Source organism: Amycolatopsis sp. NPDC051716, assembly GCF_040681595.1.
Lineage (GTDB): Bacteria > Actinomycetota > Actinomycetes > Mycobacteriales > Pseudonocardiaceae > Amycolatopsis.
Genome location: NZ_JBFAZA010000001.1, coordinates 164,148 through 186,689, shown reverse-complemented (window position 1 = coordinate 186,689; position 22,542 = coordinate 164,148). Strand labels below are relative to the sequence as shown.

The window sequence follows — 22,542 nt, the reverse complement described above, 5'->3', positions numbered from 1 at the left end:
GCACGGATCCTGACCCAGGATCCTCTGGCGCTGCCGGCACGACCACCAGCCCTGCAACCCCGATCTGCACGGCCGACTCAACACCATCCGCCGACAAGCCGCTTGGCATAAGGGCTCTCAGGCGCGCATCGACTCCGGCAGCATCCGCCGCATCGCGCGCCGCGTCGGTTCCTCGAAGAAGCGGTGCAGGACATGGGCGATGACGATCGTCAGCGCGAGGAAGCCCAGCACGATCAGCCGGTACTCCCAGCTGGTCGGCACGTCCGTGAGCTTCAGCTTGATCTGGATGACGTGCCGCATCACGTCGACCACCAGCCAGTGCACCAGGTACAGCGCGAACGAGACCTTGCCGCCCCAGACGAGCAGCCTGGTCCGCAGCAGCCACGCCATCGGCTCGCGGTTGCCGATCGCCAGCCCGCCGATCAGCAGCAGGAACAGCGGCACCACGACGACCGTTTCGGCCGAGCCCCACATGATGTGGCCGTTGATCCGCCAGTCGAGGCCCATGTTGAAGCGGCGGAACGAGTCGAAGTGGTGCACCAGGAAGATGATGGCGACGATCACCACGAACACGACCGTCGGCCGCAGGAACCACGGCAGCCGCGCGGAGCGGCCGTACCGCAGCACGATCAACGCGGTGAACGCGCCGCCGAAGAACTCCGTGAGCACGCGCAGCGGGATCATCCCCGGCACCAGCGCGTTGTGGAACAGCAGCAGGTCGCTGCCGTCCTCCATGGTGACGCCGATCGCGACGATCGGGACCACCGACACCAGCGCGCACAGCACGAGCGAGCGGACGCGCACGGTCTTCAGCATCTTGGCCAGCACGGCGACCGCGACGCTGAACACCAGGTACGCCAGCCACTCCGCGCTCAGCGACCAGTCGATCGGGTTCCACTGGTCCGGCTCGATGAACCAGCCCTGGATCAGCAGGACGTGCTCGAGGAACCGGGCCGGGCTGGCGGCCGCCTGGAGGCTGGCGTCGTTGTTCATCTGCAGCGAGTAGGCGCGGTAAAGCGCCCAGCCGAGCAGCACGAGGAACATCACCGGCCAGATCCGGCTCAGCCGCAGCCAGAGGAAACCGAGCGCCTTGCGCGGCGTCCACGGTCCGCTCATCCGGTCGAGGTGGGTGTAGGTCATGATGAAGCCGCTGAGCACGAAGAACAGGTCCACGCCGAGGTAGCCGGAGTCGAACAGCGGGGCCAGCCGGCCCAGGAACGGGAACGAGGAGACCAGTTCGGGGCGGAAGTGGAACGCCAGCACCCACAGCGCGGCCAGTGCGCGCACCCCGGTCAGCTGCGGGATGAACGCCGGGAGCGGACCCTGCTCCGGGTCGGCCTTCGTGGCGGCCGGCGCCGGTTCGGCACGGGGCTCGCCGGTGATCACCGGCAGCACGTCCGTGGTCTCGGTTGCGTCCATTTCCTACCGTTTCGCTTTCGTCGCGGCCCAGGCGCGCTGGGGATCGAGGTCGACCGGCCGGGCCGGCGGATCGGGCGCCACCCGGGACAGTAGGACCTGCTGCACGAGCACCGTGCGGGTGTTCCGGGCGGCGGCTTCCCGCCAGAGGCCGTGGTGTTCGAGCCCCTCCAGCCACGGGTCGTCCGGCCAGCCACCCAGCCGGTCGAGCACGGTCCGCCGCACCAGGTACCCGCTGCCCAGGTAGGGCAGCCGGGCCAGCCGCCGCGCTTCCGGCGGAAGCGCCCCGACCAGGCCGGACACCGGGTCCGCGACCGGGCCGTGGGCCAGGTCCGCGTCCCCGCGCACCGCGGCCAGCAAGCGGGCCACGAGGTGCGGTGAGCATCGCATGCCCGCGTCCAGGACCAGCACGAGGTCGGCTCGCGAGCCCGCCAGCAGCCGGTTGTACGCGTAGCCCGCGCCGCGGGCGATCGGGTGGTGGAGCAGGTCGTAGGGCTTCGGCCCGGCGGGTTCGGCGGTGCCGTCCTGGCACACGAGGACCCGGGACGGCACCACGGTTCCGCGGGCCAGGTCGTCGACCAGCGCCATGACACCGGGGTCGCCCGCGCGTCGCACGATCAGCACGTCGAGGTCGTCGGCGCGGTTCCCGGCGCTCGGCGCGAGCGGCAAGGCGGCCGGCGTGCCGAGCACGCCGTCGGTGCGCCGGGCGGCTTCCGTGCGTTCCACGAGGAGCCGCGCCGCGAGCTGCCGGTCCGGCCCGGGCTCGGCGCCGACAGACGCTTCGCCGTGGAACCGGGGATCCCAGCTCGGGGTGTCGACGGCCAGCGGCGTCTCGGACGGCGGCCGCACCACCGGTGCCGTTCGCGGCGGCCGGTCCGAGCGGGCCGGTGCCGGATGCCGTTCCGCCAGGTCCGCCGCCAGTTCGAGCAGCCGCCGGGCCGACGGGCCCATGTCCAGCTCTTCGCGGACGAAGCGGTAGGCCTCGGTGCGGATCGACCGCTCCAGGCCGCGTTCGTGCAGCAGCGCCGCGGTGGCCGCGCCGACCACCGTCTCCCTGGCGACCACCAGGTGCTGTCCCGCGGTGAACGGCGCCAGGTCGCGGCTCGGCTCGGTGACCGTGACGCAGCCGTTGCACGCCGCTTCCAGCACGCGCACCCACTCCAGCGCGCGCGACGCTTCCCGGTGCAGGTTCAGCAGCACGCGGCTGCGCGCGAGGTGTTCGTGCTTCGCGCGGTTCATCAGGAAGTCCGGCCGCGGCTTGACCATCGGTTCGTGCGGCGGGGTCAGCAGCCGCACTTCGAGGCCGTCCAGATCGCGCGCGGCGCGGGCCAGCAGGGCCGAGCGCCGGTGTTCGGCGGTGCCCAGGTAGGTGACGTCGATGTCACGCGGGCTGTCCGGGTCGCCGCCCCACCGGTCCCACAGCGGGGTGTAGCCGAGCTGGAACCGCCGGACGTCGTGCCCGCGGCGCACGAGTTCGTCCGTCGAGTCGGCGTTGATGTCCACCGCGCCGCCGAACTGCGGCAGCAGGCCGGCGCTGGTGTCGAAGGTGCGCGTGCCGGGGTGTTCGACGCAGAACGCGATCGTCCGCCGCAGCTGGTCCGGCCGCGGGCGCTGGTGCTCGGGCAGCACCACCAGGTACTCGTGCGGGACGACGACGAACACCGTGTCGTCGTCTTCTTCGGGCAGCGGCCCGACGTGGGTTTCGGCCCGGCCGCCCACCGAGCGCACGGCGTCGGCGACGACCTCGAGGAGCTCCTCCATGAACGAGCTGCCGCCCGGCGCGGACGCCAGCACGAGTCGGGGATCGGCCACCGTCAGAGGGTCTTCCGGCGCACGGTGCGCAGCGGCGCGGTCACCCGCCAGCTGAGCGTGTGGCGGTGCGCTTCGAGCTCCCGCGTGAGCTCGGCGACCCGGCGGCGCAGCTGCTCGGCTTCCCGCTCGTCGTGGTGGACGACCTCGGGCAGGTCGGCGCCGTGCAGGGCGAGCTCGGCCTGCAGCAGGTCCATCCGGAGCTGGTCGCGCTCGGTCCGGGTCCGCTCCAGCTCCTGCCGGGCGAGGTCGCGGTCGCGGCGCAGGGCGTCCAGCTCGACGCGGGCCTCCGAACTTTCGTCGACCTGACGGCGGAGGTCGTCGTTGGTGCGGGCTTCTTCGGCGAGCCGTTCCTGCACGCGGAGGGATTCGCGCAGGTCCGCGTCGGCGCCACGGAGCCTGCCGAGCAGGCGCTCGCGCTCGGCCATCAGCACCGAGCGCTCCGCGCGCAGCTGCAGCAGCTCGGCGCGCACGGACGCGGGAACGGCGTACTCGATCGGTTCGTCGGCGGCCGGGGTGATCGGGCCTTCTTCGGAGCTCATGCGCACACCTCGCTGACGCTCGGTGCGGCCTGAGCGGCCAGCGCAGTGTTGAATGATTCGCTCGCAAGCTCGCTCATGCGTGCCGTTCCTCGGTACCGGTGCCTCGGGCGAGGCCGTTCAGGATGGTGGAGAACTCTTGACCGTAGTGCGCGGAGTCCAGGAAGGAACCGACGCCGGCCAGCGCGCGCTCGGCGATCCGCTCGCGGGCCGCGGGCGGGGTGTCCAGCGCCCGCAACAGCCCCACGGTGAGCGCGTTGAGGTCGTTGGGCAGGAAGAGCCAGCCGCTCTCGCCGTCGCTGACGATCTCCCGGGTGCCGAACACGTCGGCGGCGACGACCGGCACCCGGAACGCCATGGCCTCGAGAATCGAGCGCGGCAGCGACTCGATGTCGGAGCTGTTGACGAACAGGTCCGCCGCGCGCAGCCACGGCAGCGGATCGCGGACGATCGGCACCAGGCTGACCGAGCCGCCCAGCCCGGCCGCTTCGACGTAGTCCGCCAGCGCGTCGCAGTACGGCGATTCGTGGGTACCGACGATCACCAGGTGCGCGTCCGGGTGCGTGGTCCGGACCTGCTCGAACGCCAGCAGCAGCGGGGCGTGCCCCTTGCGCGGTTCGCTCACGCCGATGTTGACCAGGACGGTCGCCCGCTCCGGCAGCCCGAGCTCCCGCCGGACCTCTTCCTTCGTCGTGTACAGCGCCTGCTTGGCCGGGGCGAGGTCGATGCCGTACCGGACGGTGATGCAGCGGCGCGGCCGCGACCACGGCAGGAACATCTCGCGCGTGGCGTCGGCGACGAAGAGCAGCGCGTCGGCGTCCGACAGGCAGTGTTCCCAGCGTGCGCGGACCAGCGGGTCGAGCGCGTCCATGCCCCAGTTCAGGTACGCGAAGTCCTCGAGGCTGAAGCTCTCGTGGATGACCCACGCGACGGGCAGGCCCGCGCGCATCGCCGCGTCGACCCCGGCGAACATCCCGAGCGTGTTGACCAGGACGACGCCCGCCCCGGACGCAGTGGCCAGCATGGCCAGCTCGCCGACGTACGCGGTGTAGGTGACCGCGTCCTGGACGCGGTGGTGACCGGTGACGTGCACCGTGACGCCCAGTTCTTCCAGCTCGGTGCGCAGGGGACCGTCTTCCGGCGAAACCAGCGTGATCTTGTGCTCGTGCGGGCCCGCCAGGTGGCGCAGCAGTTCGCTGAGCCAGAACTGGCCACCACCGACGCGCAGGCTGTGGGTCACGACCAGGACGTGGTCGGTGTCGACCGCCGCCTTGACCCGGCCGAGGAGCTCTTCGGTGAACGCCGTCGAGCGCTCGACGGCCTCGGCGTCACGCCGGCTGACGGGCCGCCTGCGCAGCGTCGCGTACCGGGTGGGTGAGGTCCATTCGCGGCCGTCGCGGGTCCACGCACGCACCCGGTAGGCCACCTTGCGGCTTTCGCCGGGGGCCTGGGGCAGGGCGATGCGGGCTTCGTAGCCGCTCAACCCGGCCTGCCGGATCTGCCCGGGCAGGGCGCTGGTGACGTCCGGCCGGGGCAGCATCAGCCGCGCCCGCTGCGGTGCGGCGCCTTCGACGTCGACTTCCACGTGGCTGGGCAGCTTGCCGTCGAGCAGCAGCCAGCCCGAGACGACCATGAGGTCGCCGGCGATCTCGGCGTCGGCGGCCGGGAAGTCGATCTCGCCGAGCGGCGCGGGCTCGCGGTAGCTGCTCTCCGGCCAGACGGTCGTGTGGCTCAGCTCGGTGCCGTCGGGCGCGGTGACCGTCGTTTCCGCGCCGACCGGCTGGTCGCACTCGGCCTCCGCCCGCCACGTCCAGACCGGCCAGTCCGCGGGGACGCCCGGCACCGCGTCGGTGCCGCGCTCCCAGTGCACCGTGGCGACCCGGCCGCCGATCCGGACGGTGCTGCCGTCCGGGCCGGCCGGAGAGACCAGCCAGCCGCCGACCGAGATCCGGTCGGCGGTCACCGAGGCACCGGCGGCGTCCACGCCGGCGAGCCACGGCAGCTCCCGCTCGATCATCTTGTTCCTTCGTCCGTGCGCGGTGCCGCGCTCATCGCCGGGGGTGGTTCGCGAGCTGTTCGCTCAGCGTCTGGACCACGGCGGGGGCCAGGATAGGGCTTTGCCCGCCGATGAGGTTGCGTTCGGCGATTTCGATCACCACGACGTCGCTGTCGACGAGCTTCGCCGCGGCCGCCGAGGCGTCCTGCTGGACGTAGTCGGAGTGCATGATCGTCAGGTCCGTGAACGCGGCCGCGAGGTACATGTTGGCGAAGCCGGTGAACGAGTCGCTGATCATCGCGACCTTGTCGGAGATGGTCCCGGTGGCCGGCCGGCCGTGCAGCTCGATCGGGCTCGTGTTCGGCTGGCCGAAGAACGTGCGGGTCCGGTCCACGCCGCCGTCCGGGGCCAGCGACTCCAGCACGGCGGGCTCGCTGCCGCCGCGGCCGATCAGCGGCGGCAGGTCGGTCTGCTTGTCGAACGTCTCCTTGGGCGCGGTCCGCCAGGTGCGCGTCACCCCCGGCCGGAGGTTCTCGGCCAGCGCCCGGACCATGGTCAGCCCGCCGTGGAACTGCCAGTGGGTGTCCTGCTTGAAGTAGATCGGGGCACCCCGGCGCTGCGACTCGGCGAGCAGGGGCTGCCGCAGGTCCAGGTAGCCGACCTCGGTGTCCAGCCGCTGCCACATCGTCCGGGCGGCGACCGGCGCGCAGTCCTTGCCGGCGTACTGGTCGGGCAGGAACTGGGGGAAGATGTCCGACTTGTCCGGCGGGACGATCAGCACGAGCCGCCGTCCCGACGCCTCGACGGCCCGGCGGAGCCCGATCAGCTCGCCGATCACGTCGGCGGACGGGATGATCGGGTTGCACTTGGCGTACATGTCGTTGCCCAGGTACAGCCAGCCGTCCCGGCCTTCGACCACCGGCGGGTAGTTGCTGTTCGTCTGGCCCTGCACCGGGCCGGTCTCCGGCCGGGCGGGCGGCTGGTTCGCGACCGGGCCGACGCCGGGCTGGGTGCCCTGCGAGCCGAGTGACGGCGGTTCCCCGAACACGGACCGGCTGATCGCGTCCTCCGCCTGCACGGCGGCCTGGCGGCCGGGCAGCCAGTCGGTGGCCCACGCGCTGAGCCCGCTGAAGAACCCCCAGCCGTCCGACGGGCTCGGGAAGTCGTGGAGCTGGTGGTTTTCGAACGCCGCCGGCCTGCCGAACACGCCGAGCGACACCATCGGGGCCAGGAAGAAGACGAGCGCGCAGATCAGGGCCGTCTGCTGACGGCCGTGGCGCGGCCGGTACATCGAGTGGTCCTTCGGCAGCCATGCCTCGTGGACGCTCAGCGGCCGGACCCGCTTATCCGGCTTTCCGCCTTCCAAGTGCACCGACACGCTTCAACCATAGTCCGGGCCGAGCGGGCGCCGGGTTCCCGCCCGCCGTCACCCGTCAGGACCCCGAAAACTGTCGTACATATGTTCTAAAATGGGCGTTGTCCAGGGGAGATGCCGCCCGCGTCCGCGGGTGGCGTGATGGAGGAAGGCAGGGCCATGGCCTACATCACCCTGTCCACGTTCGTGGGCTACAGCGCGAGTTCCGGGCCGTCGCGGTCGTCGTTCGTCCGGCGGCAGCGCCGCCAGTACGAAGATCCGGCGCGAGCGGCGTTCAACTACTACCGGCGGGCGGCCAACGCGGTGCGCTCCGGCCGGGCGGCGAACCAGGACGAGGTCGCGTTGCGCGCCCTCGTCAACGCCGCCGACGAGCGGACGAAACCGCACTACGCGGCGATCGCCGAGGGCTGGCTGCGGTACCTCGGCCGCAAGTCGCCGAGGCTGGTCGAAGTGGGTCGCGGCCGGTGCCGCATCGGCGAGCTCGAGATCGGCGTCAGCCCGCAGATGGGGCTGCGCAAGAGCGACGGGCGCCGGTACGCGACCTGGCTCTACTTCAAGGAGGAGCCGTTGGCGAAGGCGTCGGCGCAGCTCGCGCTGTGGGTGCTGGAGGAGGCGATGCCCGACATCCTGCCCGGCGGCGAGGCGCTGGTGATCGACGTCCGCCGGGGGAAGGAGTACCAGCTCTCCGCCCGGGACCGGGCCCGGCTGCAGCCCTGGGCGCGCAGCGAGGCCTCGGCGTTCCTCACCCTGTGGGACGTGGCCTGAGCAGCACCCCGGCCACCAGGTCCGGCCGGGTGACGAAGGGGTGGTGCGCCACCGGCAGTTCGACGACGTCGGTGGCGCGCGCCGCCTGGGCCCGCTGGGTTTCGGGCAGCGTCGCGCGGTCCTCGCCGCAGACGACGTAGGTCGACGGGACTTCCCGCCACGCCGCCCGGGTCGCCGGCTGGCCGAACACCGCCTCGTTCTGGCGGTTGAGGCGGCCGGCGGCCGCGGCGTACGTGCGGTCGTCGAAGTCCTGGGCGAACCGCGGCCGCACCAGTTCCTCCCGGACGCTCGCGGTGCCGTCTCCGTGGCTGATGTGCACCGGTCCGCCGGTCCCGAGGTCCGCGAGCGCCTCGCCGACGTCCGGCAGGAACGACGTCACGTAGACGAGCCGGTGGATCGCGGGGTGGTCGCCGAGTGTGGTGATCACCATGCCGCCGTAGGAGTGTCCGACGAGCAGCGCGGGCTCGTCGGAGGCGTCGAGCAGGGCGCGGACGGCTTCCGCGTCGGCGTGCAGGTCGCCGCGCGGCTCGCTCTCGCAGCTGGGCAGCACCGCCGCTGAGCTGCGCAGACCGTGCCGGGCGAGTACCTCGGCCGTCGGTTGCCACCACCACGCGCCGTCGCGGACGAACGCGCCGTGGACGAAGACGATCCGCATGGTGACAACTTGGCAGAACCCACCCGGATGAGTGACACAGTTCGCGGCGGGCGGACGGGGACTGGACAAACCGGAGGCCGAACACGAAGCTTTCGCGTGTTCTTCCGCGCCTGGCCGACTCGAGGTCTCAAACCGTGAATGCTGCTTGGGAAGCCGTCTCCCGCGTCGTCGACGAGCCGGCCTGGTACTGGGTGTACGACAAGCTGGCGTTCTGGCCGAGCACCTACGCGCACGCCTGGCCGGGGTTCCGGGAGCCGGTGCCGTCGCGGACGTGGGACCTTTCGCCCGGGAACCTGGACCGCGCTTCGGCGGAGTTCCGCCTCGGCCCGTACGCGGTCGAGGAGCACCAGGTCGCGACGATCGCGCTGGCCGCGTTCCGGGAGGTCTGCGGCCCGGACGACTGGATGTGGGCGCTGCACTGGCAGCACCAGTCCTACCGCGTCCGCCCGCACCTGATGTCCGGGAGCGCCCGGTGGCCGGTGCCGGTGTTCCCGCGTGCGGACTACCACCTGTTCCTGGCGGCGGATTTCTCCTACGGCACGCTCGGGCACCCGTGGGAGCGGACGTTGTGCGTGTTCGGCGAGAAGCTGGTGCCGGCGTTCGAGCGGCTGGGCGACGGCGTGCTGTCGAACGTGCTGCGCCGTGATGGGAAGCCGGCTGAGACAACCGGGGCTTCGCCCCGGGCCGGGGGCTCCGCCACCCGGACCCCCGCAGAGCCGTCCGAGCTGGCCCGCTGAGCCGCCGGCCGGTCTCTTGCTACCGTTCTGCGGGTGTTCGAATATCACGGCTGGGTGACCATCCAGGCGACCGCGAGCGGCGATGACGACGCGGCGCTCCTGGAGCGCCTGGTCGACCGCGTGCACCGCGCGATCCGCGACGCGGGCGACTTCGACCTGGTCGACCTCCGCTGGAGCGCGGGGATGCCCATGCTCCACTTCGGCGGTTTCGACAAGCACGGCGGCCCGCTGGCTCCCGAGCTCCTCGACTTGTTCACCCGCACGGGCGAATTGGCCCCGGGCTCGTACGGCCTCTTGCACACGTGGGACGACCAGGACATGGAGAACGACAACAACTTCCGCGTCTACCGAATGGCCCGAGGCCAGGTAACCGAGCGAGAAGACGCCCACCTGACCCCGGTGGCCCCCACAATCCTCGACACCTACGAACTCTGACCCAACCCCCGACGCCCCCGAAAATCAGCGAGGGCCAGCCTCCATCGTCTGATTCGGGCAGAGCCGGGGCACACCCCAAAAGTCCGGCCAGAGCAGGGCGGGGAACCCTCCGAAGGTCTGGCAAAGGCACCGCGGGGGGTCCGGGGGGCTCGGCCCCCCGAGTGAAATGGCGAGAGGGCTGTATCGGCGCTTTCTGCCGATACAGCCCTCTACCCGCGAGCGGATGACGGGATTCGAACCCGCGACCCTCACCTTGGCAAGGTGATGCGCTACCAGCTGCGCTACATCCGCGTTGTCTTGCTGATGGGAGAAACTTTATACCCATGCCTGAGGGGTCCGGTCACCGGGTCCCCCTGTGCCGGGACCGGTGCTTCGGTGTCACAGCTGGCGTACAAGGGGTGACGACGGCTGATTCCCTCCGTATGGTGTCTCCATTCGACCGAATGGGGAGACCTTCGGGGAGGAGGTGCCGGGCCGGATGACCGAGCTGGGCACGGTGCCGCCACCAGCGGCCTCGGAATCCGATGAGCAGGCACTGCTGCAACGGCTCCGCAACGGCGAGGACGCCGCGTTCGGGGAGCTGTTCGAGCGGCACGCCGCCGCGGTCCGCCGGCTCGCGCAGAGCCTGGCGGCCGATCGGTCCGAGGCCGAGGACATCACCGCGGAGACGTTCTTCCGCGTGTTGCAGGCTCTCCGCCGGGGTGCCGGTCCCCGTGACTACGTTCGCGCTTACCTGCTGACCGTCGCCCGCCGGGTGTCGTGGGAGTGGCACGGTGCGCGCCGGGACGTTCCGGTGTCCGACGACGAACTGACTTTCCGCGCCGGGGCGGGGGCCGACACGCACGCCCGCACGGCCGAGCACACGTTGATCACGACGGCGTTCACGAGCTTGCCGGAGCGCTGGCGGACGGTGTTGTGGCAGACCGAGGTCGAGGGTGAGCAGCCCGCGATGGTCGCTCCCCACTTCGGGTTGAGCGCGAACGCGACCGCGGCGCTGGCCCGCCGGGCCCGGCAGGGGCTGCGGGCGGCGTACCTGCAAGCGCACCTTTCGGTGAATCGCGGGCCGGATTCGTGCCGGGCGGTCGTCGAGAAGCTGGGCGGGTTCACCGCGGGCAGCGTCACCGGCGCCGAAGCCGAGCGGATCAAGGCGCACCTGCACGGCTGCCCGTCTTGCCGGGCGACGCAGGACGAGCTGCGTGACGTCTGCTCGTCGCTGCGGGCGCACGCCGGGGTGCTGGTGCTGCTGGTGCCGGCCGCCGCGTCGCTGGGCGGTGGCGGGGTGCTGGCCGGGCTGGGCGCGACGGTCAAGGGCGTCCTGGTCGGTTCGAAGGTGAAGATCGGGCTGGCGCTGGCGTCGACCGCCGCGGTGGGTGCCGTCGGTGTCGCGGCCGGGCCGGTGTTGTTCGGGGCCGGGCCGGTGCGGGACATCGGGTTGCCCGGTGGGGCGCCCGAGCTCGTCGTGGTGCCGCCGTCCGAAACGCACCACCAGCCGCCGCCGCAGGCGCCGCCGGAGCCGCGGATCGGGATCGGCGTGCTCAACGGCCGTGGCAGCGGGGTCGCGGTGGCGGCCCGGGCGCGGGGCGGGGAGCAGCAGGCCGCCGCGAACGAAGTGCCCGCTCTGCCGGTCGCCGGGGACGTCCCGGTCGCGGCCGTGGGCGGCGGTGGCGCGGGTGACCAGCTCGTCCCGCGTGAAGACGTCCCTTCCTCGACCTTCGCCGCGTCCGACCACCCGGGGTCGTCGCCGCGGCTGGACTCGTCGAGGCCCGTCATGACGATGACGACCGAGTCCACCGACGCGCCCGTTCCGGAGGACGCCGAAGCGCCCGAGCTGTCGCCGACCGGCAAGCCGCGCCCGTCGTCGGACGAGCCGACGGACCAGCCGGAGAAGCCGGCGCCGAAGGACGACCAGGCCGGCGACCCGCAGGCCGGCGACCCGGAGACACCGACGGTCACGACGACTAACGACAACACGGCGACGGACACCACGAAGACGGAGCCGTCGACGACGGTGACGCCGACTTCGGGGAAGCCGTGCCCGAGCAGGGCGTCGTCCGTCACCGGGTCGGGCGAACCGGCCAGCCCGGCTCCGGCCCCGCCGTCGGGTTCTTGATCAGCGATGATCGGTTCCGCCGGGCGAGATGTCCGGTTCCTCCCTCGCGCGGGTGAGCCCGGGCACGGTACCGTTGAGGCGCTCACCCTGCGGGCGCCCCGGGAGGCAACTGAATGAACCGGCTGGTACGCGGCGAAGACGGCCGCGACTGGGTGGTCCGTGCCCAGATGGAATGGCGCGCACCGGCGACGGCCGACGACTTCGAGCACGACGTCGCGGGCAGCTACGGGCCCGGGATCGCGATGATCGTCGTCACCACGCTGCTGGCCGTGATCCTCGTCGTGTGGACGCCCGACCAGGTCAACGTGCCCGCGTGGGTGCTGCTGGCGCTGCTGCTCGTGGTGCTGTTCTTCCCGCTGCGGTGGATCCTGCGGCGCCCGTGGACCGTGGTCGCGGAGACCGAGGGCGACGTCACCGGTGACAGGCCGTCCGAGCGCTGGGTCGGCACCATCCGCGGCATGTTCACCGTGCAGGGCGAGGTCAAGAAGATCTCCAAGACCATCCAGCGGCATTCGCTGCCGGACTTCGACGGGCCACTCCACCCGGTCGAGTAGGACACTGGTGCCATGCCCGAGCTACCCGAGGTCGAAGCACTGGCTCACCACCTGCGCGAGAACGCCGTGGGCCGGACGATCTTCCGCATCGATGTCGCATCGCTGAGCGTCCTGAAGACGGCGACCCCGCCGTGGACCGAGCTGCACGGCCGCGAGATCACCGGCGCGACCCGGCACGGCAAGCACCTCGACGTCGTGGCCGGTGACCTGCACCTGGTCGTCCACCTGGCCCGCGCGGGCTGGCTGCGCTGGTCCGACGGCCTCGCCGCGGCCCCGCTGAAGCCGGGGAAGGGCCCGATCTCGCTGCGGGTGCACCTCGAGTCCGCCACCGGGCCGGGCTTCGACCTCACCGAAGCGGGCACGAAAAAGGGCTTGGCGGTCTGGGTCGTCAAGGACCCGCAGGAGATCGCGAGCGTGGCGCGGCTGGGCCCGGACGCGCTCGCCGTGGACGCCGCCCAGCTGCGTGAGCTGTTCGCCGGGAAGAACACCCGGCTGAAGTGGGCGCTCACCGACCAGTCGCTCATCGCCGGGATCGGCAACGCCTACTCCGACGAGATCATGCACCGCGCGAAGCTCTCGCCGTACGCCACGATCGGCAAGCTCGACGAGGGTGCGCTGGAGACGCTCGCCGAGGCGATCCACGACATCGAGACCGACGCCGTCGAGCGGTCGGTGGGGCAGAAGGCGGCCCGGCTGAAGGGCGAGAAGCGGTCGGGCCTGCGGGTCCACGCGCGGACCGGGCTGCCGTGCCCCGTCTGCGGCGACACGATCCGCGAAATATCCTTCGCCGACAAGTCGTTCCAGTACTGCCCGACCTGCCAGACCGGCGGCAAGCCGCTCGCCGATCGCCGGATGTCGCGGCTGCTGAAGTAGCCGCTTCCGGACGCTGGGTAGGGTCTCTTCAACTCTCGGTCATCGCTGTTGGACAGAAAGTGGGAACAGGCCTTGCACCCGGTCGGTCGAGCGCAGAGCATGGACGCCGTGTCCGGGTTTCCGCTTGCGCAGATCGTCCCGTGGGGTCTCGTGGTGCTGCTCGTCGCCGCGTTGATCGTGCTGCTGGTGCGGCAGCGCAAACCGGCCAGCGTGGTGGAGGACGCCATGCTGCAGGCGGTGCACCGGATGTCGAAGGCGGCACCGAACCTGCGCGCCGGCCTGGACGAGGACGCCGCCGACAAGATCACCACGCAGCTGCTGCAGATGCTCGACTGCGTCGCCGTGGGCATCACCGACAGCGAAGGCACGCTGCTGTCCTGGGACGGCGAGGCGAACGAGCACTACGTCGACCTCGTCGACGCGATCGGCAACGCGATCCGCAAGCACCGCCGCGAGGTCGTCGCGCACGACCGGATGCCGTGCAACCACCGCGGCACCTGCCGGATGAAGACCGCGGTCATCGTGCCGCTGCTGGTGGAGGGCGAGACCGAGGCGGCGCTGATCGTCGTCGGCCGCACCCGCGGGCGGCTGGTGCAGATGGCCGACGCCGTCGCCCAGTTCGTCTGCACCCAGTTCGAACTGTCCCGGCTCGACGAGTCGAAGCAGCAGCTCCAGCAGGCCGAGATCAAGGCGTTGCGCGCGCAGATCTCGCCACACTTCGTCTACAACGCGCTCAACACGATCTCCGCGCTCATCCGCACGGATCCCGAAGAGGCCCGAGAGCTGCTTCAGGACTTCGCCGACTTCACGCGCTACTCGTTCCGGACGTCGGGCATGTTCACCTCGCTCGCCGAGGAGTTGCGCAACATCGACCGCTACCTGACCATCGAGAACGCCCGCTTCGGCGGCCGGCTCGAGGTGCGCATGAAGATCGCGCCCGAGGTGCTCAGCGTCGTCGTGCCGTTCCTGATCATCCAGCCGCTGGTGGAGAACGCGGTCAAGCACGGCCTCGCCAGCAAGCCCAGCGGCGGCTGCGTCACGGTCATCGCGCAGGACTACGGCACCGAAGCGCTGATCAGCGTCGAGGACGACGGCATCGGCATGGACCCGCGGCGGCTGAAGGACGTCAAGAACGCGCACAGCACCGGCGCGCACGTCGGGCTCGGCAACATCAGCCAGCGCATGCAGCAGGTCTTCGGCAGCGACTACGCGGTGATGGTCGAGACCGCGCCCGGTGCCGGCATGAAGGTGACGCTGCGGGTGCCGAAGTTCGTCCCGGGCGTCCGGCCGAACATGCCGGACTACAGCTCCGAGACCGACTCCGGCGACGCCGACGTCCCGGCCCAGGGCGGTCCGGCGCAGCTGAACGGCGCCGAGGTGAACGGCGTCAACGGCACGCGCTCCGGCATCCTCCCCATGGGCTGAATCCGCTGTGACATCCGGGGCTTCGCCCCGGGGCCGGGGGCTTCGCCACCCGGACCCCCGAAAAATCCGGCTAGCCTGGCTTCATGAGCGTTACGGACAAACTGGCTTCGCGGATCCCGGTGCTGGCCGACCGCGTCGAGCGCAAGGACGTCGTGGCCGTGGTGAAGCTGCACGGCGTGATCACGCCGTCGCCGTCCCCGCTGGCCAGGGGCGCGATCAACCTCGCCGCCGTGGAAACGGCGCTGACCAGGGCGTTCGGGCACGATCGGCTCAAGGCGGTCGCGTTGCTGGTGAATTCGCCGGGTGGCGCGCCGACGCAGTCGGGGCTGGTCGCCGAGCGGATCCGGCAGCTGGCCGACGAGAAGGGCGTGCCCGTCCTGGCCTTCTGCGAGGACGTCGCCGCGTCGGGCGGGTACTGGCTGGCCTGCGCCGCCGACGAGATCTACGCGCACCGGACGTCGATGGTCGGCTCGATCGGCGTGATCAGCGGCGGCTTCGGGTTCACCGGCCTCCTGGAGCGCTTCGGCATCGAGCGCCGGCTGCACACGGCGGGCGCGAACAAGTCGCGGCTGGACCCGTTCTCGCCGGAGAAGCCCGAAGACGTCGAGTGGCTGAAGAAGATGCACACCCAGCTCCACGAGCTGTTCGTGAACTGGGTGAAGGAGCGCCGCGGCGATCGGCTGACCGACGCGGAGGACCTGTTCACCGGCGACGTCTGGCTCGGCGCGAAGGCGCTCGAGCTGGGCCTGATCGACGGCCTCGGCAGCCTCCGGCAGATCATCACCCAGCGCTACCCGGACGCCGAGATCTCGGTGGCCGAGCCGAAGAAACCGCTGCTCGCGCGCCTCGGCCTCGGCGCACCGGCGGCGGCCTCGGCGGTGCTGGACGCGGTGACGCAGAAGGCGGCTTGGTCGCGCTTCGGCCTCTGACGCCGATGTCCGGTTCGGGTACTTCCGGGCAGACTTTGTGACCTGGATCACTCTTCCTGTGTAACGCCTCTGGAACCGGGGGTGGAGCGTCGGGTTTCCTCGTCAACGGGCTTTGTTGCGAACGGCAACAAATCCGGACGACAAGGAGGTCGTACCCGATGCCCCACCTCCGGTTCACCATCGGCGCGGTGCTCGGCGCCGCACTGATCGCCATCCCGCTGACCATCCCTGCCGCCGCGTCGATCCCGCCGCCCGAGTCGGGCTGGACGACCGTGTTCGCCGACGACTTCACCGGCGGCGCCGGCTCGCTCCCCTCGAGCGCCAACTGGATCGTCGACACCGGCCACAGCTACCCCGGCGGCCCCGGCAACTGGGGGACCGGGGAGATCCAGAACTACACGGCGAGCAGCAGCAACCTGTCCCAAGACGGCAGCGGCAACCTGCGCATCACGCCGTTGCGCGACGGCGCGGGCAACTGGACGTCGGCCCGGATCGAGACCCAGCGCGCCGACTTCAAGCCCCCGGCGGGCGGCGTGATGCGGATCGAAAGCCGGATCCAGATGCCGAACGTCACCGGAGCGGCCGCGCTCGGCTACTGGCCCGCGTTCTGGGCCCTCGGCGGCCCCTACCGCGGCAACTGGTGGAACTGGCCCGCCATCGGCGAGTTCGACATCATGGAGAACGTCAACGGGATCAACTCCGTCTGGGGCGTCCTGCACTGCGGCGTCAACCCGGGCGGTCCGTGCAACGAGACCACCGGCCTGCCGAACAACCGGGCGTGCCCCGGGAGCAGCTGCCAGTCGGCCTTCCACACCTACCGCTTCGAATGGGACGCGAGCAGCAGCCCGCAGGTCCTCCGCTGGTTCGTCGATGGGCAGCAGTTCCACTCGGTGAGCCAGAACCAGCTCGACGCGACGACCTGGGCGAACATGACCACCCACCAGGGCTACTTCGTGCTGCTGAACCTGGCGATCGGCGGCGCGTTCCCCAACAACAACTCCGGCACGACCACGCCGGGGCCGGGGATCGTGCCGGGGCACCCGATGGTCGTCGACTACGTCACGGTGACCACCCGCGGCGGTGGTGGCGGCACCACGACCCCACCCACCACGACCACTCCGCCGTCCGGTGGCGGCAGCGCGTACAACGCCATCCAGGCGGAGTCGTACAGCCAGCAGTCCGGTCTGATCACCGAGACGACCACGGACACCGGCGGCGGCCAGAACATCGCCGCGGTGGCCAACGGCGACTGGGCGCTGTACCCGAACGTCGACTTCGGCGGCACCGCGGCGACGAACTTCCAGGCGCGCGTGGCGTCCGGGGCCGCCGGCGGGGTCAGCGGGCTGGTCGAGGTGCGGCTGGACAGCCGGTCCAACGCGCCCATCGGCAGCTTCGCGGTGGGGAACACCGGTGGCTGGCAGAGCTGGCGGACCGTCCCGGCGAACATCGGCGGGGTGACCGGCGTCCACAACGTGTACGTCACCTTCACCAGCGGCCAGCCGGCCGACTTCGTGAACCTCAACTGGTTCACGTTCGTGCATTGAGAGCAGGGGGCCCGCGGCTTCGGTCGCGGGTCTCCTCACTTAAGGCGGACGGGGGCTGGACATTGCACTCGGCAATGGGCAGGATGCGTTTCACTGTGAGTGCTCACGATGACACCCGGAAGCTCGTGGTCCTGGCTGTGGACGACGAGCCGAACGGTCTTGACGAACTCGTCCACTGCCTGCGCAACAGCCCGCACGTGGCGAAGGTGTTCCCGGCGATCGACGCCTCCGAGGCGCTGCGGTTGCTGTCCACCGACGACCCGCGGTTGCGCGAGCGCAAGGACCGCGGCCTGCCGATCGTCGACGCCGTCTTCGCGGACATCGACATGCCCGGGCTGTCCGGGATGGAGATGTCGCGCGTGTTCGCCGCCCTGCGGCCCTCGCCCGCGCTGGTGTTCGTCACCGGGCACGCCGAAGAGGCCGTCAACGCCTTCGACCTCGGCGCCCTCGACTACGTGCTCAAGCCGTACCAGCAGGATCGCCTCGACCGCGCCATCTCGCGCGTGCTGGACAAGCTGGCCGCCGCGGCGGCGCCCCCGCCCGGCGCGCTGGGCGGCGAGCCGGTCAAGAACGACGACGAGGTCATCCCGGTCGAGCTGGCCGGCACCACCAAGCTCATCCCGCGCTCCTCGGTCCGCTGGGTCGAGGCGCAGGGCGACTACGCGCGCCTGTTCACCACCGAAGGCAGCCACCTGGTCCGCATCCCGCTGGCCCAGCTCGAAGAGCGCTGGGAGAAGGCCGGCTTCGTCCGCATCCACCGGTCGTTCCTGGTCGCCCTGCCGCTGATCACCGAGCTGCGCATGGGCCAGGGTGGCTACCAGGTCGTCATCGGCAACGAGGAGAAGGTGCTGCCGGTGAGCCGGCGGCACACCCGCGCGCTGAAGGACCGGCTGGTCGGTTCGGGCCGGAACGGCTGAGCCGGGGCCGGCCATGACGGACGACTTCTACGAGCGCCGCTCGAACGGCGTCCGCGAACCGGATCCGACCCTCGGCCGGCGGGCCCGGCACCGGCCGCTGCCGCAGCCGGCCGACCGGGCCGTCGTCGAGTCCCTGCCGCCGGCGCCCGAGAACGAGCCGCCGCCGAAGCCGGAACACCACGCGAAACCCAAGCGGGAGCGTGTGATCCTCGCCGACCCGCGCCGCGGCGCCGGCACCCTGCGCGCCCGGGTCGAGCTGGAGGAGCAGACCAGCTGGGGAAAGCTGCTCGTCCGCGACCACCTGGTCAAGGTGCAGCTGCGGACGGCGTTGCTGCTCGCGCTGCTCGTCGTCGGCGTCTTCGGCGCGCTGCCCATGCTGTTCTACCTGGTGCCCGGGTTCTCGCAGGCCAGCCTGCTCGGCATTCCGGTGGCCTGGCTGATTCTCGGCGTGCTGCCGTTCCCATTCCTGTTCGGCGTCGGGATCTGGTACAACCGGCTCGCCGAACGCAACGAACGCGCGTTCGTGGACATGATCGAAAACTAGTTTCGCACCGAGTCGTGCGAGGATTCCTCCCGTGCAGTTGAACCCGTGGGCCTTGACCGGCATCGTGCTGGTCGCCGTGGTGACGCCCTACCTCGGTCACCGTTCCTCGCGGTCGGCGACGAGCACGCACGACTTCCTGGTCGCGCGGCGCACCGTGCGGTCCCGCCGCAACGCCGCCGCGATCTCCGGCGAATACCTGTCCGCGGCCTCGTTCCTCGGCATCGCCGGAATCGTGCTCAAGGACGGCGCCGACGCGCTGTGGTTCCCGATCGGGTTCACCGCGGGCTACCTCGCCCTGATGCTGTTCGTGGCCGCGCCGCTGCGCCGGTCCGGGGCCTACACGCTGCCCGACTTCGTCGAAATGCGGCTCGGCTCGCAGGGCCTGCGCCGGTTCTCCACGGCGTTCGTCGTGTTCATCGGGATCCTGTACATGGCCCCGCAGCTGCAGGGCGCCGGCCTGACCCTGGCGACGGTCGTGCCGGTGCCCGCGTGGGCGGGCGCCATCGTGGTCATGATCCTCGTCGCGTTCAACGTCATCTCCGGCGGGATGCGCGCGATCACCGTGGTCCAGGCGTTCCAGTACTGGCTCAAGCTGTTCGCGATCGCGGTGCCCGCGTTCGTGCTGTGCATGGTCTTCTTCACCGGCGGCGGCCCGGACGGGTTCCGGCCGCTCGGTTCGCCCGCGCCGCCGGTGTTCGTCAGCGACACCACGGTGGACGTGCAAACCGACGTCACGCTGCACGTCACCTCGGACACGTACCTCTGGGCCTACGGCCGCACCGACAACGGCCCGGCGGCCGGGCCGACGCACTGGACACCGCTGGCGCCGCACACGGTTTCCGAAGGCACCAAGCTGAAGTTCCTGGCCGGCACGCCGGTCCCGGTGGTCAGCGACTCGGTCGCGGACAACTCGGACTGGCTGCACCCGGCTTCGGGCAGCCTCACCGACCTGCTCCAGACGTACTCGCTGATGTTCGCGACGTTCCTCGGCACGATGGGCCTGCCGCACGTGCTGGTGCGCTTCTACACCAACCCCGACGGCAAGGCCGCGCGCCGCACGACCGTGCACGTCCTGCTGCTGCTGGGGCTGTTCTACCTGTTCCCGACGCTGCTGGGCGCGCTGTCGCGGATGTACGTCCCCGAGCTGCTGGTGACCGGCAAGACGGACGCGGCGATCCTGCAGCTGCCCTCGGCGATCCTGCCCGGCGTCGGCGGCCAGCTCCTCGGCGCGGTCACCGCCGCCGGCGCGTTCGCCGCGTTCCTGTCCAGCACGTCCGGGCTGCTGGTGAGCGTGGCCGGGGTGGTGTCGACCGACCTGCTGCCCGGCCGGGTGCGGGACTTCCGGGTGGCGGCCGGGCTGGTCGCGCTGTTCCCGATCGGGCTGGCGCTCGCGCTGCGGCCGGAGGACATCTCATTGTCGATCGGGCTGACGTTCGCGCTCGCCGCGTCGACGTTCAGCCCGCTGCTGGTGCTGGGCATCTGGTGGCGCAAGCTGTCCTGGCCCGGTGCGATGGCGGGGATGTTCGTCGGCGGCGGTCTCGTGCTGGCCGCGCTGATCGTCAACGTCGTGAGCGGCTACACCGGCGGCTGGGCGCCCTGGTTCGTCAACCAGCCCGCGCTGATCACCGTCCCGGCCGCCTTCGTGACGACGTACCTCGTCAGCCGCGTGACCGGCTACGGCCGGCCGGAGCACGTCCACGACATCATGCTGCGGCTGCACGCGCCGGACCCGCTCGGCTTCATGCGGGACAGGGCGGTCGCGCGGTTCGGCCAGGCCGAGGAAAAGACCCGCGTCACCAGCCGCGGCCGGCACCGCAAGTGATCCGCTGACCTCACGCGCGGGCAACGCCTCCGCATGGCAGCATGGACACCGTGGTGAGCCCTGCTGAACTGCCGACCGCCGAGGTCCGCGACCTGCCCAAGGACGGCCTCGTGCTGCTCGACGTCCGCGAAGACGACGAGTGGGCCGCCGGGCACGCGCCCGGCGCGGTGCACATCCCGATGGGGGAGCTGCCCGCTCGCGTCGGCGAGCTGGCCGAGCTGCCCGAAAACCAGCCGATCCACGTGATCTGCCGCAGCGGCGGCCGGTCCGCGCGCGCGGCCGCGTGGCTCAACCAGAGCGGCTGGGACGCGGTGAACGTGGCCGGCGGCATGGGCGCGTGGCAGCGCGAAGGCCGTCCGATGGTCGGCGAGCACCCCGGCATCGAACCCGAAGTGATCTAGCCTTGCACCCGGGGCAGCCTCCCGCCGGGCAGCCGTACCCGCCCGGGTACTGGCCGCGCCAGGCGCCGCCGCCGACGGCCCAGCAGCTGCACGGCCGGACGCTGGCCGCCCAGCCGGAGCCGTACCCCTACCACCGCCGTCCGCTGCACCGGCCGAAGCTGCGCTGGGTGGCCACCCCACCGCCCGGCGCGTGGCCGCGCCGCCGCGTCGTGGCGCCCGAGCCGTACCTCGGCCCGCCGTCGTACCCGGTGCCGCCGCGCTGGGGGTTCCCGAACCTGGTCTGGCGCCGCCCGACGTCGGTGCCCGGCACGGCGTCCGACGAGGTCCGCCCGATCGACCGGGTGCCGGTGCTCAGCCGCAGCGTGGTCGTCGTCCTCTTCGCGTTCGCGGCGCTCGCCGTGGCCGCGGCGAGCGCGGAGATCTGGCGGTACGTGCTGCTCGTCCAGGGCCGCGAAGCCGCGCTGTCCCGCTCGGTGGTGGCGTTCTCCGACGCCTTCGTGCTCACCGCGGGCCTGCTCGCCTCGATCCTCGCGCTGCTGCCCGCCGGGCTGTCGCTCTGGTGGCTGCTGGTCGCGCGCCAGGCGGCGGCGGACGTCTCGGGCGACGACCCACCCCGGCCGGTTTGGCAGGTGCTGGTCGGCGTCCTCGTGCCGGTGGCGAACCTGCCGCTGGCGTTGTCGGTCGTCGGCGAACTCGAGCACGCGGTGCTGGGTCGCGCGCGTGACGCCCGGCCGAAGCCGTCGCGCCGGGTGCTCGGGTGGTGGGGCGCCTGGGTGCTCAACTGGGTCCTGCTGGGTGTGTCGATCTGCTGGCGCTTCCGCGACGACGTGCAGTCGATGGCCGACAGCGTCGTCCTGGTCGCGGTGACCGACCTGTCCGCGGCCGCGCTGGCGGTGATGACGGCCCTGGTGGTGCGGCGGTTCACCGCGCTGCTGGCGCCGTCGGACGCCCTTGCCGTGCGCGAGATGCGCGTGCTGAAGGTCCAGGGTGCGCCTGAGCCGGAGCTGCGGGCTTCGCGGCCGGCCGGCGCCGCGCGCTAGTAGCGGCCGAAGACCGGTTCGAGCTGGTCGAAGGCCTGTTCCGCGATCGGCCAGAGCTCCTCGGCGACCGTTTTTTCGTTTTCGAGGGTCCGGTCGAAGGCCTCCTGGAAGAGCACGCGCAGGACCGTCGCCAGGTGCGCGGCGGCGAGCGTGGGGTTGAGGTCTTCTGAGGGGTGGCGGCGGATGAGGAGGTCGGCGAGCGCCGTCTCGCGCTCGCGGTGCATCTCGTGCAGCGCGTTCGTCAGGACCGGGCTCTCCTTGATCATCCGCACGAAGCCGGGGCCGGAGAAGCCGACCAGCGCGTGTTCGGCGCCCAGCGCTTCGAAGTAGAGCTCGCGCGTGTCGTGGAAGACGCTGTCGCGGATCAGGGCGGCCGGCCAGGAGGTGAAGTCCTCCCGGATGTCGAAGACGAGGTCTTCCTTGCGCGGGAAGTGGTTCGTCACGGTCATCTTGGCGACCCGCGCCTCGGCGGCGATGTCCGCGATCGTCACGTCCTCGAAGCCGTTGCGGATGAACAGCCGCGTGGCCACGTCGGAGATGGTTCTCCTGGTCTCGTGCTTCTTCCGGTCGCGGAGTCCCTCGCTCATGACGTCACTCTACTGGGTCGGACCCAAGATTGTGCTTGACCTAGTCAGTGGGTCGGACCTAATCTGAGG

The 22,542-nt window shown here is 71.4% G+C and carries 21 protein-coding genes and 1 tRNA gene; 14 read left to right on the top strand and 8 right to left on the bottom strand.

Going from position 1 to position 22,542, the window contains the following annotated elements; all coding sequences use genetic code 11:
- Positions 1-117 precede the first annotated feature (117 nt).
- From AB0M30_RS00920 to AB0M30_RS00900, 5 genes are all read right to left on the bottom strand, one after another.
- Entirely contained in the window at positions 118-1,419 is a 1,302-nt protein-coding gene (locus AB0M30_RS00920; RefSeq protein WP_364578240.1) for an acyltransferase, read from the bottom strand.
- 3 nt (positions 1,420-1,422) lie between these two features.
- Positions 1,423-3,228 (bottom strand): glycosyltransferase, encoded by a 1,806-nt coding sequence (locus AB0M30_RS00915; protein ID WP_364578237.1) that lies wholly within the window; start codon positions 3,226-3,228, stop codon positions 1,423-1,425.
- A gap of 2 nt (positions 3,229-3,230) precedes the next feature.
- Positions 3,231-3,767, bottom strand: coding sequence for a hypothetical protein (locus tag AB0M30_RS00910; RefSeq protein WP_364578235.1), 537 nt, complete (start codon positions 3,765-3,767; stop codon positions 3,231-3,233).
- A 73-nt stretch (positions 3,768-3,840) separates the two neighbouring features.
- The gene (locus AB0M30_RS00905) at positions 3,841-5,781 is read right to left on the bottom strand and encodes a glycosyltransferase family 4 protein (RefSeq protein ID WP_364578232.1); all 1,941 of its coding nucleotides are present in this window, start codon (positions 5,779-5,781) and stop codon (positions 3,841-3,843) included.
- A gap of 31 nt (positions 5,782-5,812) precedes the next feature.
- The gene (locus AB0M30_RS00900; RefSeq protein WP_364578230.1) at positions 5,813-7,138 is read right to left on the bottom strand and encodes a hypothetical protein; all 1,326 of its coding nucleotides are present in this window, start codon (positions 7,136-7,138) and stop codon (positions 5,813-5,815) included.
- A 156-nt stretch (positions 7,139-7,294) separates the two neighbouring features.
- On the opposite strand from AB0M30_RS00900, the gene AB0M30_RS00895 reads away from it, so the two are divergent.
- Positions 7,295-7,900 carry a hypothetical protein gene (locus AB0M30_RS00895; RefSeq protein ID WP_364578739.1) on the top strand — a complete coding sequence of 202 codons (606 nt, stop codon included), beginning with the start codon at positions 7,295-7,297 and terminating at the stop codon, positions 7,898-7,900.
- Here AB0M30_RS00895 and AB0M30_RS00890 read toward each other — a convergent pair.
- Positions 7,878-8,555 (bottom strand): alpha/beta hydrolase, encoded by a 678-nt coding sequence (locus AB0M30_RS00890; RefSeq protein WP_364578227.1) that lies wholly within the window; start codon positions 8,553-8,555, stop codon positions 7,878-7,880. The genes AB0M30_RS00895 and AB0M30_RS00890 overlap by 23 nt on opposite strands.
- A gap of 134 nt (positions 8,556-8,689) precedes the next feature.
- On the opposite strand from AB0M30_RS00890, the gene AB0M30_RS00885 reads away from it, so the two are divergent.
- Positions 8,690-9,292 carry a DUF2716 domain-containing protein gene (locus AB0M30_RS00885; protein WP_364578224.1) on the top strand — a complete coding sequence of 201 codons (603 nt, stop codon included), beginning with the start codon at positions 8,690-8,692 and terminating at the stop codon, positions 9,290-9,292.
- A gap of 33 nt (positions 9,293-9,325) precedes the next feature.
- The gene (locus AB0M30_RS00880) at positions 9,326-9,727 is read left to right on the top strand and encodes an immunity 7 family protein (RefSeq protein ID WP_364578221.1); all 402 of its coding nucleotides are present in this window, start codon (positions 9,326-9,328) and stop codon (positions 9,725-9,727) included.
- Positions 9,728-9,945: 218 nt separating this feature from the next.
- On the opposite strand, the gene AB0M30_RS00875 is transcribed toward AB0M30_RS00880, so the two are convergent.
- Positions 9,946-10,018 (bottom strand) — tRNA-Gly (locus tag AB0M30_RS00875).
- A gap of 187 nt (positions 10,019-10,205) precedes the next feature.
- On the opposite strand from AB0M30_RS00875, the gene AB0M30_RS00870 reads away from it, so the two are divergent.
- From AB0M30_RS00870 to AB0M30_RS00820, 11 genes are all read left to right on the top strand, one after another.
- Positions 10,206-11,837: a sigma-70 family RNA polymerase sigma factor gene (locus AB0M30_RS00870; RefSeq protein ID WP_364578219.1), complete on the top strand. Its 1,632-nt coding sequence runs from the start codon at positions 10,206-10,208 to the stop codon at positions 11,835-11,837.
- Between the two features lie 113 nt (positions 11,838-11,950).
- Complete coding sequence (locus AB0M30_RS00865; RefSeq protein ID WP_013222080.1) at positions 11,951-12,391, top strand: hypothetical protein; 441 nt, start codon at positions 11,951-11,953, stop codon at positions 12,389-12,391.
- Positions 12,392-12,403: 12 nt separating this feature from the next.
- A complete protein-coding gene (locus AB0M30_RS00860) occupies positions 12,404-13,264 on the top strand; it encodes a DNA-formamidopyrimidine glycosylase family protein (protein ID WP_364578216.1) in 861 nt (286 codons plus the stop codon).
- Positions 13,265-13,363: 99 nt separating this feature from the next.
- Complete coding sequence (locus AB0M30_RS00855) at positions 13,364-14,689, top strand: histidine kinase (protein WP_364578214.1); 1,326 nt, start codon at positions 13,364-13,366, stop codon at positions 14,687-14,689.
- Between the two features lie 83 nt (positions 14,690-14,772).
- Complete coding sequence (locus tag AB0M30_RS00850; RefSeq protein ID WP_364578212.1) at positions 14,773-15,618, top strand: S49 family peptidase; 846 nt, start codon at positions 14,773-14,775, stop codon at positions 15,616-15,618.
- A gap of 158 nt (positions 15,619-15,776) precedes the next feature.
- Positions 15,777-17,162 carry a carbohydrate-binding protein gene (locus tag AB0M30_RS00845; protein WP_364578210.1) on the top strand — a complete coding sequence of 462 codons (1,386 nt, stop codon included), beginning with the start codon at positions 15,777-15,779 and terminating at the stop codon, positions 17,160-17,162.
- 83 nt (positions 17,163-17,245) lie between these two features.
- Positions 17,246-18,079 carry a LytTR family DNA-binding domain-containing protein gene (locus AB0M30_RS00840; protein WP_043792552.1) on the top strand — a complete coding sequence of 278 codons (834 nt, stop codon included), beginning with the start codon at positions 17,246-17,248 and terminating at the stop codon, positions 18,077-18,079.
- Between the two features lie 13 nt (positions 18,080-18,092).
- The gene (locus tag AB0M30_RS00835; RefSeq protein ID WP_364578207.1) at positions 18,093-18,623 is read left to right on the top strand and encodes a hypothetical protein; all 531 of its coding nucleotides are present in this window, start codon (positions 18,093-18,095) and stop codon (positions 18,621-18,623) included.
- A gap of 31 nt (positions 18,624-18,654) precedes the next feature.
- Positions 18,655-20,445, top strand: a complete 1,791-nt coding sequence (locus AB0M30_RS00830; protein ID WP_364578204.1) for a cation acetate symporter — start codon at positions 18,655-18,657, stop codon at positions 20,443-20,445.
- 41 nt (positions 20,446-20,486) lie between these two features.
- Positions 20,487-20,846 (top strand): rhodanese-like domain-containing protein, encoded by a 360-nt coding sequence (locus AB0M30_RS00825; protein WP_364578201.1) that lies wholly within the window; start codon positions 20,487-20,489, stop codon positions 20,844-20,846.
- Between the two features lie 2 nt (positions 20,847-20,848).
- Entirely contained in the window at positions 20,849-21,886 is a 1,038-nt protein-coding gene (locus AB0M30_RS00820) for a DUF4328 domain-containing protein (protein ID WP_364578199.1), read from the top strand.
- On the opposite strand, the gene AB0M30_RS00815 is transcribed toward AB0M30_RS00820, so the two are convergent.
- The gene (locus AB0M30_RS00815; RefSeq protein ID WP_364578196.1) at positions 21,883-22,473 is read right to left on the bottom strand and encodes a TetR/AcrR family transcriptional regulator; all 591 of its coding nucleotides are present in this window, start codon (positions 22,471-22,473) and stop codon (positions 21,883-21,885) included. The two genes, AB0M30_RS00820 and AB0M30_RS00815, sit on opposite strands and share 4 nt — an antisense overlap.
- Positions 22,474-22,542 lie beyond the last annotated feature (69 nt).

Bases quoted from the DNA above. Each gene is read 5' to 3' on its own strand.
- AB0M30_RS00835 (WP_364578207.1), top strand. From the start codon at position 18,093: ATGACGGACGACTTCTACGAGCGCCGCTCGAACGGCGTCCGCGAACCG.
- AB0M30_RS00840 (WP_043792552.1), top strand. From the start codon at position 17,246: ATGCGTTTCACTGTGAGTGCTCACGATGACACCCGGAAGCTCGTGGTC.
- AB0M30_RS00910 (WP_364578235.1), bottom strand. From the start codon at position 3,767: ATGAGCTCCGAAGAAGGCCCGATCACCCCGGCCGCCGACGAACCGATC.
- AB0M30_RS00825 (WP_364578201.1), top strand. From the start codon at position 20,487: ATGGACACCGTGGTGAGCCCTGCTGAACTGCCGACCGCCGAGGTCCGC.
- AB0M30_RS00815 (WP_364578196.1), bottom strand. From the start codon at position 22,473: ATGAGCGAGGGACTCCGCGACCGGAAGAAGCACGAGACCAGGAGAACC.
- AB0M30_RS00850 (WP_364578212.1), top strand. From the start codon at position 14,773: ATGAGCGTTACGGACAAACTGGCTTCGCGGATCCCGGTGCTGGCCGAC.
- AB0M30_RS00890 (WP_364578227.1), bottom strand. From the start codon at position 8,555: ATGCGGATCGTCTTCGTCCACGGCGCGTTCGTCCGCGACGGCGCGTGG.
- AB0M30_RS00845 (WP_364578210.1), top strand. From the start codon at position 15,777: ATGCCCCACCTCCGGTTCACCATCGGCGCGGTGCTCGGCGCCGCACTG.
- AB0M30_RS00895 (WP_364578739.1), top strand. From the start codon at position 7,295: ATGGCCTACATCACCCTGTCCACGTTCGTGGGCTACAGCGCGAGTTCC.
- AB0M30_RS00905 (WP_364578232.1), bottom strand. From the start codon at position 5,781: ATGATCGAGCGGGAGCTGCCGTGGCTCGCCGGCGTGGACGCCGCCGGT.
- AB0M30_RS00855 (WP_364578214.1), top strand. From the start codon at position 13,364: ATGGACGCCGTGTCCGGGTTTCCGCTTGCGCAGATCGTCCCGTGGGGT.
- AB0M30_RS00860 (WP_364578216.1), top strand. From the start codon at position 12,404: ATGCCCGAGCTACCCGAGGTCGAAGCACTGGCTCACCACCTGCGCGAG.
- AB0M30_RS00865 (WP_013222080.1), top strand. From the start codon at position 11,951: ATGAACCGGCTGGTACGCGGCGAAGACGGCCGCGACTGGGTGGTCCGT.
- AB0M30_RS00870 (WP_364578219.1), top strand. From the start codon at position 10,206: ATGACCGAGCTGGGCACGGTGCCGCCACCAGCGGCCTCGGAATCCGAT.
- AB0M30_RS00920 (WP_364578240.1), bottom strand. From the start codon at position 1,419: ATGGACGCAACCGAGACCACGGACGTGCTGCCGGTGATCACCGGCGAG.